Annotated in this window: 13 protein-coding genes; 12 read left to right on the top strand and 1 reads right to left on the bottom strand. The window is 65.6% G+C overall.

The annotated features are described in order from the left end of the window. The first annotated feature begins 90 nt into the window (after positions 1–90). From AC5QPF_RS12160 to AC5QPF_RS12150, 3 genes are all read left to right on the top strand, one after another. Positions 91–1,122 (top strand): histone deacetylase family protein, encoded by a 1,032-nt coding sequence (locus AC5QPF_RS12160; protein ID WP_494963441.1) that lies wholly within the window; start codon positions 91–93, stop codon positions 1,120–1,122. 67 nt (positions 1,123–1,189) lie between these two features. Beyond that, positions 1,190–2,593 (top strand): amino acid permease, encoded by a 1,404-nt coding sequence (locus AC5QPF_RS12155; RefSeq protein ID WP_494963440.1) that lies wholly within the window; start codon positions 1,190–1,192, stop codon positions 2,591–2,593. 102 nt (positions 2,594–2,695) lie between these two features. Next, positions 2,696–3,910, top strand: coding sequence for a DUF3422 family protein (locus AC5QPF_RS12150; RefSeq protein ID WP_494963439.1), 1,215 nt, complete (start codon positions 2,696–2,698; stop codon positions 3,908–3,910). A gap of 105 nt (positions 3,911–4,015) precedes the next feature. Here AC5QPF_RS12150 and AC5QPF_RS12145 read toward each other — a convergent pair whose 3' ends face one another. Beyond that, positions 4,016–5,434, bottom strand: coding sequence for an amino acid permease (locus tag AC5QPF_RS12145; protein ID WP_494963438.1), 1,419 nt, complete (start codon positions 5,432–5,434; stop codon positions 4,016–4,018). Between the two features lie 422 nt (positions 5,435–5,856). Between AC5QPF_RS12145 and AC5QPF_RS12140 the strand changes: the two genes are divergently transcribed. From AC5QPF_RS12140 to AC5QPF_RS12100, 9 genes are all read left to right on the top strand, one after another. Beyond that, positions 5,857–7,284 (top strand): aminotransferase class I/II-fold pyridoxal phosphate-dependent enzyme, encoded by a 1,428-nt coding sequence (locus tag AC5QPF_RS12140; RefSeq protein ID WP_494963437.1) that lies wholly within the window; start codon positions 5,857–5,859, stop codon positions 7,282–7,284. 65 nt (positions 7,285–7,349) lie between these two features. Further along, positions 7,350–7,880, top strand: a complete 531-nt coding sequence (locus AC5QPF_RS12135) for a FecR domain-containing protein (RefSeq protein WP_494963436.1) — start codon at positions 7,350–7,352, stop codon at positions 7,878–7,880. Positions 7,881–7,917: 37 nt separating this feature from the next. Beyond that, a complete protein-coding gene (locus tag AC5QPF_RS12130) occupies positions 7,918–8,676 on the top strand; it encodes a methyltransferase domain-containing protein (protein WP_494963435.1) in 759 nt (252 codons plus the stop codon). A 203-nt stretch (positions 8,677–8,879) separates the two neighbouring features. Continuing rightward, positions 8,880–9,731, top strand: a complete 852-nt coding sequence (locus tag AC5QPF_RS12125; RefSeq protein ID WP_494963434.1) for an RsbRD N-terminal domain-containing protein — start codon at positions 8,880–8,882, stop codon at positions 9,729–9,731. A 4-nt stretch (positions 9,732–9,735) separates the two neighbouring features. After that, positions 9,736–10,098, top strand: a complete 363-nt coding sequence (locus AC5QPF_RS12120) for an STAS domain-containing protein (protein ID WP_494963433.1) — start codon at positions 9,736–9,738, stop codon at positions 10,096–10,098. After that, positions 10,095–10,499, top strand: coding sequence for an ATP-binding protein (locus AC5QPF_RS12115; RefSeq protein ID WP_494963432.1), 405 nt, complete (start codon positions 10,095–10,097; stop codon positions 10,497–10,499). The genes AC5QPF_RS12120 and AC5QPF_RS12115 overlap by 4 nt, the downstream gene beginning before the upstream one ends. Continuing rightward, positions 10,496–11,506, top strand: a complete 1,011-nt coding sequence (locus AC5QPF_RS12110; RefSeq protein WP_494964161.1) for an ATP-binding protein — start codon at positions 10,496–10,498, stop codon at positions 11,504–11,506. The genes AC5QPF_RS12115 and AC5QPF_RS12110 overlap by 4 nt, the downstream gene beginning before the upstream one ends. Continuing rightward, complete coding sequence (locus AC5QPF_RS12105; protein ID WP_494963431.1) at positions 11,499–12,371, top strand: ATP-binding protein; 873 nt, start codon at positions 11,499–11,501, stop codon at positions 12,369–12,371. The genes AC5QPF_RS12110 and AC5QPF_RS12105 overlap by 8 nt, the downstream gene beginning before the upstream one ends. After that, positions 12,361–14,328: a response regulator gene (locus AC5QPF_RS12100; protein ID WP_494963430.1), complete on the top strand. Its 1,968-nt coding sequence runs from the start codon at positions 12,361–12,363 to the stop codon at positions 14,326–14,328. Before AC5QPF_RS12105 ends, AC5QPF_RS12100 begins: the two co-directional genes overlap by 11 nt. Positions 14,329–14,434 lie beyond the last annotated feature (106 nt).

Here is a 14,434-nt window from a genome sequence, read left to right as displayed (position 1 = left end):
TTAACCGGATTCACCAGCAATAAAGCAAAACAATTTCCGGCCTTCAGCGCGAAAATCGTCCTCACAACAACACCCCAAGAGGACATCCGTGTGCTGACCGTTTTCAGTTCCAGCCACCGCCTGCACCATGGCACCGAGCTCAAGGACGGCGCACTGACGCCGTCGTTCGAAAAACCGCAACGGGCCGAAACCGTTCTGGCCCGGGTCCGCGCCAGCGGCCTCGGCGAGGTGATCGCCGAACAGCAACATGACCGCGCCTGCTACGTCGCCGCCCACAGCGAGCGCTACGTGAGCTTCCTGGAGAATGCCTGGGGTGAATGGGCCGCCACCGGCAAGCAGCACGACGCCCTGCCCCTGGTCTGGCCGGTACGCGACCTGGCCAGCGCCCCGGAACCGGGCTTCATCGACGGCAAGCTGGGTTTCTACGCCATGGACGCCGGCTCGCCGATCACCGCCGGCACCTGGGACGCGGTGCGCGCCAGCGCCGACGTCGCCCTGACCGGCATGGACCAGGTGATCGCCGGCCAGCACGGCGCCTTCGCCCTGTGCCGGCCACCGGGACATCACGCCGCCCGCGAATACATGGGCGGCTACTGCTACCTGAACAACGCCGCCATCGCCGCCGAACGCTGCCTGGCCCGGGGCGCGAAGCGGGTGGCGATCCTCGATGTCGACTTCCATCACGGCAACGGCACGCAGAACATCTTCTACGACCGCCCGGACGTGTTCTTCGCCTCGATCCACGGCGATCCCCATGTCTCCTACCCGTACTTCTCCGGCTACGCCGAGGAAACCGGCAACGGTGCCGGCGAAGGCTGCAACGCCAACTACCCGCTGCCCCGCGGTACGACATGGAGCCACTACCAGCAGGCGCTGGACCAGGCGCTGCAGCGCATCGTCGCCTACCGCCCGGAGTTCCTGATCATCTCCCTGGGCGTCGATACCTTCGAGCACGACCCCATCAGTCACTTCCTGCTCACCAGCGAGGATTTCCTGCGCCTGGGCCAGCGCATCGCCAGCGCCGGCCTGCCGACCCTGTTCGTCATGGAAGGCGGCTACATGGTCGACGAGATCGGCATCAACGCGGTGAACACCCTGCAAGGCTTCGAAGCCAATACCTGACGCACACCCGCCCCGCCCTCGCGGCGGGGCACAGCGATCCGCCAAAAACAACAAGAGAGGTTCGACCATGCATCCGTCTTCCGCGCAACCGGAGGCCCCCGGCCACCTGCAACGCACCCTGGAAAACCGCCATATCCAGCTGATCTCAATCGGCGGCGCGATCGGCACCGGGCTGTTCATGGGCTCGGGCAAGATCATCGCCCTGGCCGGCACCTCGATCATCCTGGTCTACGCCATCATCGGCTTCTTCCTGTTCTTCGTGATGCGCGCCATGGGCGAGCTGCTGCTCTGCGACCTGCGCTTCAAGTCGTTCGCCGATATCGTCGCCGCCTATCTCGGGCCGCGCGCCGGCTTCGTCCTCAGCTGGTCGTACTGGCTGAGCTGGAGCGTCGCGGTGGTGGGTGACGTGGTGGTGGTCGCCGGGTTCTTCCAGTACTGGTACCCGGACGTACCGGCGTGGATGCCGGCGTTCTTCAGCCTGTTCCTCCTGCTCGGCCTGAACCTGCTGGCGGTGCGGATCTTCGGCGAGGTGGAGTTCTGGTTCGCCATCGTCAAGATCATCGCCATCGTCGCCCTGATCCTCACCGCCCTGGTGATGATCGCCACCTCCTTCACCTCGCCCAATGGCGTGCAGGCTTCGCTGAGCCACATGGCTACGCCGGGAGCGATCTTCCCCCATGGCCTCAGCGGCTTCTTCGCCGGCTTCCAGATCGCCGTGTTCTCCTTCGCCGGCACCGAGCTGATCGGCACCACTGCCGCCGAGGCGAAGAACCCCGAGCGAACCCTGCCCAAGGCGATCAACACCATTCCGGCGCGGATCCTGCTGTTCTACATCCTCGCCCTGGTGTGCATCATCAGCGTGGTGTCCTGGGCCGAAGTGCCGGCCAACCGCAGTCCGTTCGTGGAACTGTTCCTGCTCGCCGGCTTCCCCGCCGCAGCCGGGATGATCAATTTCGTGGTGCTCACTTCGGCCGCCTCCTCGGCCAACAGCGGCGTGTATTCCGGCTGCCGCATGCTCTTCGGCCTGGCCGAGCGGCACAACGCCCCGGCGATCTTCGGGCGCCTGTCGCGGCTCAGCGTGCCGGCGTACAGCCTGCTGTTCTCGGGAATCTGCATGCTGGCGGGGCTGACCCTGCTGTTCGTGATTCCCGAGGTGATGACCGTGTTCACCCTGATCTCCACAGTGTCGGCGGTGCTGGTGATCTTCACCTGGTCGATGATTCTCGCCGCCTATATCGCCTATCGCCGGGCCAATCCGGCGGCGCACCAGCGCTCGACGTTCAAGATGCCGGGCGGGGTGCCGATGGCGGGCCTGACCCTGGCCTTCCTGCTGTTCGTGCTGTCCCTGCTGGCCCTGGAGGCCGATACCCGCGCGGCGCTACTGGCGATGCCGTTCTGGTTCCTGTTCCTGCTGCTGATGTATCGCCGACGCAGCCACAAGCGCCCGGCCGCGCAGTTGAACAACGCCTGATCCCACCTGCGACATTTCGCCCGGGTCACAGGACGTGACCCGCCGGTCTGCCGTGGTTGTCTCCCTCTTTACGACAACAATCACAACAACACGGCAGACCCCATGCATCCGCAACGCACCGCCTTGCACAACGAGCTGCACGCCCGCCCGTCGCTGTACTTCGACGCCCCGGCGCATGTCTTCCACCTTGCCTTCATCGGCGGCCAGCGCGAATGCGACGCCCTGCTCCGCCGATGCTGCCCGCAGGCCGACACCGACGCCGTCCAGGGCATCACCCGCTTCGACGGCTGCCCGTTCAAGTGGGAGCGGCACTCGGAATTCTTCACCCTCACCCTGGTGCTTCCATCGAACGACAGCGCGCCGGACTGGAGCGCGCTGCCCGCCGCCCTGGCCGAGGCCATCGCGCCGTACCGCGAACAGATGATCAATGCCATGCAGGTACTGGTGCGTGAAGAGGACGGCCTGCAACTGGCGCGCTATGGCTTCAAGGACCCCAGCGGCTCCAGCGTGGGTGGCGGCGATGCCGTGGTGTGGAGTGATTTCCGTCTCGATGAGCAGGGCAACAACCGCCTGCTGTTCGTCAATCGCCGGCTCAATGCCTATCGCCTGGGGCGGATGATCCGCCGCCTGCTGGAGATCGAGACCTACCGCATGATGGCCTCCCTGGCCCTGAGCACGGCCAAGGCCCTGGGCCCGCAGCTCGATGGCTTCGACCGCAGCCTGGTCAACCTGTCCGAGCGCAATGCCGGAGCCAGCGGTGTACAGGCCAAGGTGCTGCTGGAAGATATCGCCGAGCTGTCACGGCAGGTGGTGGCGAGCACGGTGAAGAGCCGGCATCGCTTCAGTGCGACCCAGGCCTATGCGCAACTGGTGTTCGAGCGCCTGGCGGAACTGCGCGAAGGACATGTGGACGATTGCCAGCGGTTGGGGATCTTCATCGAGCGACGCTTCAAGCCCACCGTGCGCTATTGCGCGGCGACCGAGCAGCGCCTGGACCACCTGGCCAAGGGCGTGGCCAACCTCGGCGACCTGTTGCAAGCGCGGGTGCAGGTGGAGATGGAAGAACAGAACGCGGAGATCCTGCGCAGCCTGAATGCCCGGGCGGAATCGCAGATCAAGATCCAGCGGGCGGTGGAAGGCTTGTCGATCATTGCGATCACCTATTACCTGCTGAGTCTGTTCAAGTTGCTGTACGCGGGACTGGATACGCTGGGGGCGCATATCGCGCCGAAGGATGCCCTGGTCGGGCTGGCGCCGGTGGTGGGGTTGATTCTGGGGGTGATCCTGTTGCGGATCAGGAAGGCCAAGCAACATTGAGGGCCTCATCGCGGGCAACGCCCGCTCCCACAAGGTTCAGCGGTGTACGCGATACCTGTGGGAGCGGGCGTTGCCCGCGATGGGCCGCGAAGCGGCCCCGAGGGATCAAGCGGCCTGTTTCAGGGCCCGCTGGTGCACGATCACACCGATCAGCGCGACCACGATCGCCGCGATACCAGTGGAAACCACCAGCACCTGATACTCCTCGACGAATGCCATGGTCACCAGGCAGCCGACGATGAACACGATGCTCAGGTAGGTCAGCCACGGGAACAGCCACATCTTCAGGCGGATCTGCTTGCCTTCGGCTTCCAGCTTGCGACGCATCTTCAGTTGCGAGCAGGCGATCACCAGGTACACCAGCATGGCGATCATGCCGGTGGTGTTCATCAGGGTGTCGAGCACGTCCTTCGGACGCAGGGCTTCGCTGAAGTTGATCAGGGCGCAGAAGATCGCGATCGAGCACGAGCCGATGATCGCGAAGACCGGTACGCCGGTGCCGGCACGGGTCATCTTGAAGATCTTCGGCGCATCGCCACGCTGTGCCAGGGAGAACAGCATGCGTGAGGCGGTGTAGTGGGCCGAGATCAGGCAGCTGCTGACCGAGGTCAGGACCACGAAGTTCATCACGAACTCGGCACCCGGGATGCCCAGCAGTTCCAGGGTACGACGGTACGAACCGTAGCCGGAGGTGCCCATCAGCGGGTCGTTCCATGGCACCAGGCAGACGATCAGGAAGATCGAGCCGATGTAGAACAGGCAGACGCGCCACACCACGGAGTTGGTCGCCTTGACGATCTGACCTGCAGGGTCCTTGGACTCGGACGCAGCGATGGTGACGATTTCCGCACCGAGGAAGGCGAACATCGCACCGAGCATCGCTACCACAACGGACTCGATACCGTTCGGCATGAAGCCGCCATGGGCCGTCAGGTTGGCCATGCCGCTGACTTCACCGGTCGGCCACAGGTTCATCACCGCTGCCGCACAGACCACCAGGAAGCAGACGATCGCCACCACCTTGATCAGGGCGAACCAGAACTCGAACTCGCCGTAGTGCTTGACGTTGAAGAAGTTCACGCAGATCAGCGCCAGGGTCGCCATCAGCACGAATTCGTTGATGCTCACCGAGGGGAACCAGCCGTGCAGGATCTTGCCGGCGACGTAGGCTTCCCACGCCATCAGGATCACCCAGTAGCCCCAGTACAGCCAGCCGATGGTGAAACCGGCCCAGCGGCCGATGGCGCGCTCGGCGTAGGTGGAGAAGGAGCCGGTGTCCGGCGAGGAAGTCGCCATTTCACCAAGCATGCGCATGACCAGCACCACCAGGATGCCACCGGCCAGGTAGGCCAGTACCGCGGCTGGACCTGCGCTGTGGATGACGCTGCCGGAACCGACGAACAGTGCGCCGCCGATGACCCCGGCGATCGACATCATGGTCAGGTGGCGTGATTTGAGCGAAGCCGCCAGCTTGCTCTCGTGCTCCGACTTCGTTGCCGAAGTCGATGTGGATGTTGCGTCCATCAGTGGTCTACCCCGTGTTCTTTTTATCCAAGGAAACTCGACAGGGGCGTGACATGACGTCGCGCCCCCTGTTGCATCAGCTGCTCTGATTTGACGTGCGCGCCGCCGCCCCGACCGACGAACGGTCGAATGACGGGCAGGCGTATCGCGCCCAGGCTCGTCCGCTAAGCCTGGGAAGTACTGCGAGGAATCAGCGGGTGAAATGCGCGGCCAGGCCGGGCATCAGGGGTTCATGGTTCGACGAGCGGTTGTTCATGAAGCTTCACGGCTTTGATCTAGCGGTAACTGATACCTAATGTAAAAATGTCCGGCCTCAAGAGCCATGCACAGTGCCGACTAATCTTCACTGCACTGTACAGGCCGCCAATGCAATACAGCGCAGGCGCGGCCGGCACCATGCTCACCCAAGGCACAGCTTCCACATGTTCGAACTACGCCCCGACGCCTCGCCCCCGCTGGTGAACCAGATCATCAACGGCCTGCGCGAAGCGATCGAGAACCAGACCCTCAAGCCCGGCGCCAAGGTCCCGTCGATCCGCGCCTTCGCCGCGACCTACTCGGTGAGTACCTTCACCGTGGTCGAGGCCTACGACCGCCTGGTCGCCCAGGGCCTGCTGGTCAGCCGCGGTACCGCCGGCTTCTTCGTCAACCGCGCTGCTGGCGATCTGCTCGACGCCCAGACCAGCGAGCCGGACACGGCCAAGCCGGCGTTCAACTCCGAGTGGTACCTGCAGCAGATCTTCGAAAGCCGCCAGTTGGCGTTCAAGCCCGGCTGCGGCTGGCTGCCCAACGACTGGATGTTCGAGGACGGCCTGCGTCGCGGCCTGCGCCAGGTCGCCAGCAGCGTGCTGGAACTGAGTGGCTATGGCGACCCCATGGGCCTGGTCGAACTGCGCACGCTGACCGCACAGAACCTGCAGCAGGACCTGCGCATCGTCGTCCCGCCAAACCAGCTGATGCTCACCCACGGCGCCAGCCAGGCCCTCGACCTGGCGGTGCGCACCCTGGTGCGGCCCGGCGACGTGGTGCTGGTGGACGACCCCGGCTACCCCAACCTGATGAGCATCCTGCGCTTCCAGGGCGCGACCCTGATCGGCGTGCCGCGCACGCCCAACGGCTACGACCTCGATCATCTGGAAAGCCTGCTGGCCGAGCACCGCCCGACGGTGTTCTTCACCCAGCCGCACCTGCACAGTCCGACCTGCACGCGCACGCCGCTGGTGCAGTTGCACCGCCTGCTGCAACTGGCGACCCAGCACGGCTTCCGCCTGGTGGAGAACAATCTCTACGCCGACATGATCGAGGAACCCCTGCCCTGCCTGACCAGCCTCGACCACCTGCAGCAGGTGGTGTACGTCGGCAGCTACTCGAAGAGCATCTCGCCCAACGTGCGGGTCGGCTACATGCTGGCCAATCCCGAGCTGATGCAGCAGTTGCTGCAACTGAAGATGCGCTCGGGCCTGACCACCTCCCAGGTGATGGAGCGGGTGGTGTATGCGGCGATCACCGACGGCCGCTGGCGCAAGCACCTCAAGCGCCTGCGCCAGCGCCTGGCCGAGGCGCACCAGGAAGTGGGCCGGCAACTGGCGCGGCTGGGCTTCGAGCGTTTCATCGAGGGCGACGAAGGCATGTACATCTGGACCCGCCACCCGGCCATCGCCGACAGTGCGGCGCTGCTGGACGATGCGCTGGACCAGGGCATCATGCTTGGCCCCGGGCAGTTGTTCATGGTGGATGCCCAGGCAACCGGGTGGATGAGGTTCAACGTGGCGTTCAGTACCGATCCGGCGTTGTGGGAGCAGTTGGAGAAGTTGCTGGTCAAGCATGTGCGGGCGGGCAAGGATCGCTAGTCTGCAGTGAGCCTGCCGGTGATTCATGGTCTACCGTTGCCCCATACCCGGCACAAAGGACCACCATGTCCCGCTACAACCGCACCACCACCGCCCTCGGCATGGCCGCCCTGATCGCCGCCTCGGCCCTGCTCGGCCTGCCCTACTGGCGCCAGGAGTTCGCCATCGCCGACCTGAGCACCGGCCCCGACCAGTGGCACCGCGAGCGCCTGCGCGATGGCAGCCAGCTGACCCTCCATCCCGGTTCCTCCGTTGCCCTGCAGTTCGACGACGATCACCGCCTGATCCACCTGCTCTCCGGCCAGGTGCTCGTCGAAGCCGGCACCACCCCGCTGCAGGTCAGCACCCCGCAAGCCGTCGTGGAAACCCGTGACGCCCGCGTCGTCATCGAGCGACTGGAAACCAGCACACGGATCAGCCAGCTCGCCGGCCGCAGCCGCATCGCCGAGCAGCTGACGCTGGATGCAGGACAGGAGGTACGCCTGACCGAACACGGCATGGATCCGGTGCATGCGCTGGACGCCACGGCCATGGAGCAGGCCTGGAGTCCCGGGGCAGAAGAAGGTCGAATGTCCGCCCCGGACCCAAAGCGCTAGGATCGGCGGATCAAAAAGAAAGACAGGGGCCGATTTCATGACAAGCACGACATTCAAGGATCATTTCTCCAGCGGCTCGGCCGGCTACGCGGCCTACCGCCCGAGCTACCCGCTGGAACTGATCGACGAACTCACCAGTATCAGCCCCGGCACCGGCCGGGCCCTGGATTGCGGCTGCGGCACCGGACAGCTCTCGGTATTGCTGGCCGAACGCTTCGACGAGGTGATCGCCACCGATGCCAGCGCTACCCAGATCGGCGCCGCCGAACCCCGCGAAGGCGTGGTCTACCGTACCGCCCCGGCCGAGGACAGCGGCCTGCGCAGCGACAGCGTCGACCTCATCACCGTGGCCCAGGCCGCGCACTGGCTGGACCTCGACGCCTTCTACGCCGAAGCCCGGCGCATCGCCCGGCCGCAAGCGGCCATCGCCCTGATCACCTACGGCGTGCTGCACCTGGACGGCGAACCGGATCGGCACCTGCAGCACTTCTACTACCAGACCATCGCCCCCTACTGGCCGCCGGAGCGCCGCCATGTGGAGACCGGCTACCGCGACCTGCCCTTCCCGTTCGCGGAAATCGAGGTGCCGCCACAGGAGATCGAGATGCACTGGACCTTGCCACAGCTGATCGGCTACCTGAACACCTGGTCGGCGGTGAAGGCGGCGGAGCGGGCACTGGGCAGCAATCCGGTGGACATCGTGGCGCAGCAACTGGCCGAGGAATGGGGTGATCCGCAGAGCCGCAGGCGGGTGACCTGGCCGTTGACGATCCGCGCAGGACGAATTCGCGAGTAACGCCCGTCACGGGCAAGCGGCGCTGGATCCGCAACGCAACAAAAATCCCCCTCGCCCCACGGAACCATTTGCTGCGGTCAATACTCGGAACGTGATTCCCGCCAATACTGGCAAAGCGCCCAGCATCGTTTCCCTGCTACCGCGCTACTATCCAAGAGCCGGTGTATTCAGAAACCGGCCCCATTTCCCAGGAGCGACACCCGATGGCAGCACTCAACTCCAGCACGCTCGAAGCTATCCAGGTCCAGCGCCAGCAACTCCTCGATACATGGACCCAAGGCCTGGAGGCCAGCGGCGCCACGCGCAACCTCAAGGAACAGGACCTGCACCAGCAGACCAACGAATTCCTCCATCTGCTGATCAACGGCCTGCAGAACGAAGCCGGCGCCAACATCGGTGCCAGCGGCTGGGACGATGCCCGCCTGTTCCTGGAAAAGCTTTCCCACAGCCGCGCCCTGCTCGGCCATGACTCGCACCAGACCGCCAACTTCATCTTCGCCCTCAAGGGCCCGCTGTTCGGCCTGCTGCAAAACCACTACCGCGACCAGCCGGCGCTGCTGGCCGAACAGCTCTGGGAAATCTCCGAACTGCTCGACGCCCTCGGCATGCACACCATCCGCACCTACCAGAAGTCCCGCGAGGCGGTGATCAAGCGCCAGCAGGAAGAACTGCTGGAACTGTCGACCCCGGTGGTCAAGCTGTGGGACGGCATCCTCGCCCTGCCGATGATCGGCACCCTCGACTCGCAACGCACCCAGGTGGTGATGGAATCCCTGCTGCAACGCATCGTCGACACCGGCTCGGAAATCGCCATCATCGACATCACCGGCGTGCCCACCGTCGACACCCTGGTCGCCCAGCACCTGCTCAAGACCGTCACCGCCATCCGCCTGATGGGTGCCGACTGCATCATCAGCGGCGTGCGTCCGCAGATCGCCCAGACCATCGTGCACCTGGGCCTCGACCTGCAGGGCGTGAGCACCAAGGCCAACCTTGCCGACGCCTTGAAACTCGCGTTGTCGCGCATCGGCGTGACCATGGCCAAGTCGGTCTAAGGCCATGGAACGCATCCCTATCCTGCAAATGGGCAACTACCTGCTGGTGACCATCCAGGTGGACATGCACGACCAACTCGCCCTCACCCTTCAGGAAGACCTCGCCGACCGCATCAGCCGCACGTCGGCCAAGGGCGTGCTGATCGACATTTCGGCGCTGGACATGGTCGACTCCTTCATCGGCCGGATGATCGGCACCATCTCCGGGCTGTCCAAAATCATGGACGCCCAGACCGTGCTCGTGGGCATGCAGCCCTCGGTGGCGATCACCCTCGTGGAACTGGGCCTGACTCTGCCCGGCGTCATGACTGCGCTCAATGTCGAGCGCGGCATGCAAAAGCTTCGCAACCTGGTGGAACAACCATGAACCTGCGCAGCAGCGGTACCCAACCGGTGCGCCTGGAACAGGACGTGGTCCTGGCCCGGCAGACCGCCCGCAAGCTCGCCACGGACTGCGGCATGCGCCTGATCGACCTGACCAAGCTGGTCACCGCGGTCAGCGAGCTGGCGCGCAATACCGTGGTCTACGGTGGCGGCGGCGACATGGACTGGCAGATTCTCGACGACATCGGCCGCACCGGCCTGCGCCTGAGCTTCCGTGACCAGGGCCCCGGCATCCCCGACATCAAGCTGGCCATGACCGACGGCTGGACCTCCGGCGGCGGCCTCGGCCTGGGCCTGACCGGGGCCAGGCGCCTGGTGGACGAATTCGACCTGCAAACCGCGCCCGGCGAGGGCACCTGCGTGACGATTACCCGATGGACCTGAATGTGACCGGATCGTCCACCCAGGTGCTGACGATCGAAGATGTATCCCAGATAGGCCATGCCCGCCGTACCGCGCAGAAGCTGGCCCAACGGCACGGTTTCAACGAGACCGACGCCGGGCGGGTGGCGCTGGTGGCCACCGAGCTGGCCAGCAATATCCTCAAGCACGCCGGCCGTGGCGAGATGCACCTGCAGGTGCTGCCCCGTCCGTCCGGTCACGCCATCGAGATACTGGCAGTAGACCGCGCCGCAGGCTTCGACGCCGGGATCTGCCTGGCCGACGGCTATTCCACTGGCGGAACCCAGGGCATCGGCCTCGGCGCCGTGCTGCGCCAGGCCGATGTCTTCGACCTGCACGCCGACGAGCGCGGCACGGTGCTGCTGGCACGGTTCCACGCCAGTGGCGACCGCGCCCCGGACCTGCGTTTCGGCGTCAGCCAGCACTCCCTGCACAACGATCCGCACTGCGGTGACAGCTGGGCCCTGGCGGTGGGTGGCGCTGGCATCGCGGCCCTGGTAGTGGACGGCCTCGGTCATGGCGAGGAAGCCGAGCAGGCCGCCCACGCCGGACGCGGCGCGTTCCTCGCGCAGCCGTTCGGCACGCCGCACCTGCTGATGGAAGACCTGCACCAGGCGATGAAGTCCAGTCGCGGCGGTGCCGTGGCCATCGCCCGCTTCGATGCCCGCCACGACCGCCTCGACTTCGCCGGCATCGGCAACATCAGCGCCAGCCTGGTGACCCCGGAAAAGACCCGCGGCCTGACCTCCCATCCGGGCATCGTCGGCGCGCAATACCGGAAGATCCAGACCTTCGACTATGCTCCCGTGAACGCAAACCTGTTGATCCTGCACAGCGATGGCCTGCAATCGCGCTGGAACCTGCGCGACTACGCCGGCCTGGTACAGCGCCACCCTGCGGTGATCGCCACCGTGCTGCACCGCGACTTCAGCCGCGGCCGCGACGACGTGACCGTTCTGGTGACCGCCCTGGAGACACCCGATGACTGACCTTTCCACCCTCACCGCCGAGCAGCGCAGCCTGTTCGAGCGCCTGAGCGGCGAAAACGACGCCCTGCGCGCCGAACTGGAGGAAACCAACCAGGGCGTGCTGGCGCTGTACTCGGAACTGGACACCCAGGCCGAACAGCTGCGCCAGGCCTCGGACCTGAAGAGCCGCTTCCTCTCCTACATGAGCCACGAGTTCCGCACCCCGCTGGGCTCGATCCTGAGCATCACCAGCCTGCTCGCCGACGAGCTTGACGGCCCGCTCAGCCCCGAGCAGCACAAGCAGGTGGCCTTCGTCAGCAACGCCACCCGCGAACTTAGCGACATGGTCGACGACCTGCTCGACCTGGCCAAGATCGAGGCCGGGCGCATCACCATCTCCCCCGGCTGGTTCGACATGCTCGACCTGTTCGCCGCCCTGCGCGGCATGTTCCGGCCGATCGTCAACAGCGCCGATGTAGACCTGATCTTCGAGGAACCCGCCGGCCTGCCACGGCTGTATACCGACGACAAGAAGCTGGCGCAGATCCTGCGTAACTTCATCTCCAACTCGCTGAAGTTCACCACCGCCGGCGAGGTGCGGGTCTGCGCCAGCCTCGAAGGCAGCGATCGCATCCGCTTCGCCGTCAGCGACACCGGTATCGGCATCGCCACGGAACTGCACGGTGCCCTGTTCGAGGACTTCTCCCAGGTCGATTCGCCGCTGCAGAAACGCCTGCGCGGCACCGGCCTGGGCCTGTCGCTGTGCAAGCGCTTCGCCGCCCTGCTCGGCGGCGAGGTTGGAGTGTGCAGCGAACCCGGGGTCGGCTCGACCTTCTTCGTCACCATCCCGCTGGCCGTGGCTTCGGAGGCCGCCGATGAAGCGTGACCTGCAGTTGCTGATCGTCGACGACAACGTCGCCACCCGCTACGCCCTGCGTCGCCGCCTCGACCGCCACGGCTACAGCGTGCTGGAAGCCGGCACCGGTGGCGAGGGCCTGGCGCTGATCGAACTGCAGCACTTCGATGCACTGATCCTCGACGTCAACCTGCCGGACATGAGCGGCTTCGATATCGTCCGCAAGCTGCGCGCCGACCCGCGTACCGCGCTGCTGCCGGTGATCCACGTGTCGGCGGCGTCGATCCAGACCGGCGACATCATCACCGGCCTCGACGCCGGTGCCGACGCCTACCTGATCCATCCCATCGACCCCGACGTGCTTCTGGCCACCCTGCGCACCCTGCTGCGGGTGCGCGACACGGAGCATGCCCTGCGCGAGAGCGAGGCACGTTTTCGCGAGATCTTCAGCAACGTTTCAGCGCCCATCGCGGTGCTCGATACCAACCTGACCATCCACGAATGCAACCATGCCTTCACCCGCTTGCTCGAGGGCGTCGACGACCCGCAGACAGTGCGCGAGTGCCTGGACGACAACGACGCGCAGGTGATCAGCGAGCTACGCCTGCGCCTGGCCGATGGCGAGCGCTGGAAAGGCACGCTGAACATGCAGGTCAAGGGCGAGCGGCGTGAGACCGAATGGCAGATCTCGCCGTACCGCACCCCGGGGTCGAGCCTGGTGTTCGTCGAGGACGTCACCGAGCACCGCCACCGCGAGCGCTCGCACCAGGCCCAGCTGGACGATGCCAATACCCAGCTGGCCAAGGAAGTCGCGGAGCGGGCACGCACCGAGGCGCAACTGCTGCAGGTGCAGAAGATGGACGCCCTGGGCAAGCTCACCGGCGGTATCGCCCACGACTTCAACAACCTGCTCACCGGGATCATCACCAGCCTGGAGCTGATCCGCAAACAGGCTGACGGCAAGACCTCGGGCAAGCTCCAGCTGTACGCCGACGCCGCGCTCAACTCCGCCACCAGCGCCGCCTCGCTGACCCATCGCCTGCTCGCCTTCGCCCGCCAGCAGCCGCTGGACACCCGCCCGGTGGACGTCAACGAGCATGTGCGCTCGCTGGAAGAGCTGATCATCCGCACCATCGGCGAACGCATCGCCCTGACCCTGGAGCTGACCAACCAGCCGGCCATCGCCCTGGTCGACCCGGTCCAGTTGGAAAGCGCCGTGCTCAACCTGGTGATCAACGCCCGCGACGCCCTGCCCCAGGGCGGGCATATCTGGATCACCACCTATGCCGCGCATTCACGGGGCAATCCGAAGCTGCAGGACGGCGCCTATGTCTCGCTGTCGGTGCGCGACGACGGCATCGGCATCGAGCACAGCGTGATCGACAAGGTATTCGAGCCGTTCTTTACCACCAAGCCGCTGGGCCAGGGTACCGGCCTGGGGCTGTCGACCATCTACGGCTTCGCCCGCCAGTCCGGTGGCGACGCGCATATCCGCAGCGTGGTCGGGCGCGGTACCGAGGTGACCCTGGTGCTGCCCGCCGGAGCTGATGTGCCCGGTGTGCCGCCGGTACCATTGGGGACTGGCGATGCCCAGGGTCAGGGCGAACATATCCTGATCGTCGAGGACATGCCGTCGGTGCGCATGTTCGTCAGCGAAGTGCTGCTGGATGCCGGTTACCGCTGCACCACGGTGGAAAGCATCGAGCAGGCGCTAGAGCAGTTGCAGCAGGATGCCTCGATCGAGCTGCTGCTGACCGATGTCGGCCTGCCGCGGATGAGCGGACGCGAACTGGCGGATGTCGCCCGTGGCTGGCGCGCCGGGCTGCCGATCCTGTTCATGACCGGGTATGCGCAGACGGCGCTGAACCGCCAGGCGTTCCTGGCGCCGGGGATGGACATGCTATTCAAGCCGTTCCAGATCGGCGAGTTGCTGGACAAGGTGCGGCGGGCGCTGGATGGCGGGCTGACCGCGACTGCAGGTTCCTGATTCTTTGCGGCTGATGGCCTCATCGCGGGCAACGCCCGCTCCCACAGGGTTCGGCGGTGCATGCGGTCCTTGTGGGAGCGGGCGTTGCCCGCGATGAAGCCATCAG

The organism is Pseudomonas sp. Con_6, assembly GCF_059379395.1.
The sequence above is the reverse complement of the archived record's forward strand: the minus strand, read 5'-3'. Positions and strand labels throughout refer to the sequence as shown.

What these genes read in the sequence shown, in the direction of transcription:
- AC5QPF_RS12155 (WP_494963440.1), top strand. Translation starts at nt 1,190, where the DNA reads ATGCATCCGTCTTCCGCGCAACCGGAGGCCCCCGGCCACCTGCAACGC.
- AC5QPF_RS12150 (WP_494963439.1), top strand. Translation starts at nt 2,696, where the DNA reads ATGCATCCGCAACGCACCGCCTTGCACAACGAGCTGCACGCCCGCCCG.
- AC5QPF_RS12145 (WP_494963438.1), bottom strand. Translation starts at nt 5,434, where the DNA reads ATGGACGCAACATCCACATCGACTTCGGCAACGAAGTCGGAGCACGAG.
- AC5QPF_RS12140 (WP_494963437.1), top strand. Translation starts at nt 5,857, where the DNA reads ATGTTCGAACTACGCCCCGACGCCTCGCCCCCGCTGGTGAACCAGATC.
- AC5QPF_RS12135 (WP_494963436.1), top strand. Translation starts at nt 7,350, where the DNA reads ATGTCCCGCTACAACCGCACCACCACCGCCCTCGGCATGGCCGCCCTG.
- AC5QPF_RS12130 (WP_494963435.1), top strand. Translation starts at nt 7,918, where the DNA reads ATGACAAGCACGACATTCAAGGATCATTTCTCCAGCGGCTCGGCCGGC.
- AC5QPF_RS12125 (WP_494963434.1), top strand. Translation starts at nt 8,880, where the DNA reads ATGGCAGCACTCAACTCCAGCACGCTCGAAGCTATCCAGGTCCAGCGC.
- AC5QPF_RS12120 (WP_494963433.1), top strand. Translation starts at nt 9,736, where the DNA reads ATGGAACGCATCCCTATCCTGCAAATGGGCAACTACCTGCTGGTGACC.
- AC5QPF_RS12115 (WP_494963432.1), top strand. Translation starts at nt 10,095, where the DNA reads ATGAACCTGCGCAGCAGCGGTACCCAACCGGTGCGCCTGGAACAGGAC.
- AC5QPF_RS12105 (WP_494963431.1), top strand. Translation starts at nt 11,499, where the DNA reads ATGACTGACCTTTCCACCCTCACCGCCGAGCAGCGCAGCCTGTTCGAG.
- AC5QPF_RS12100 (WP_494963430.1), top strand. Translation starts at nt 12,361, where the DNA reads ATGAAGCGTGACCTGCAGTTGCTGATCGTCGACGACAACGTCGCCACC.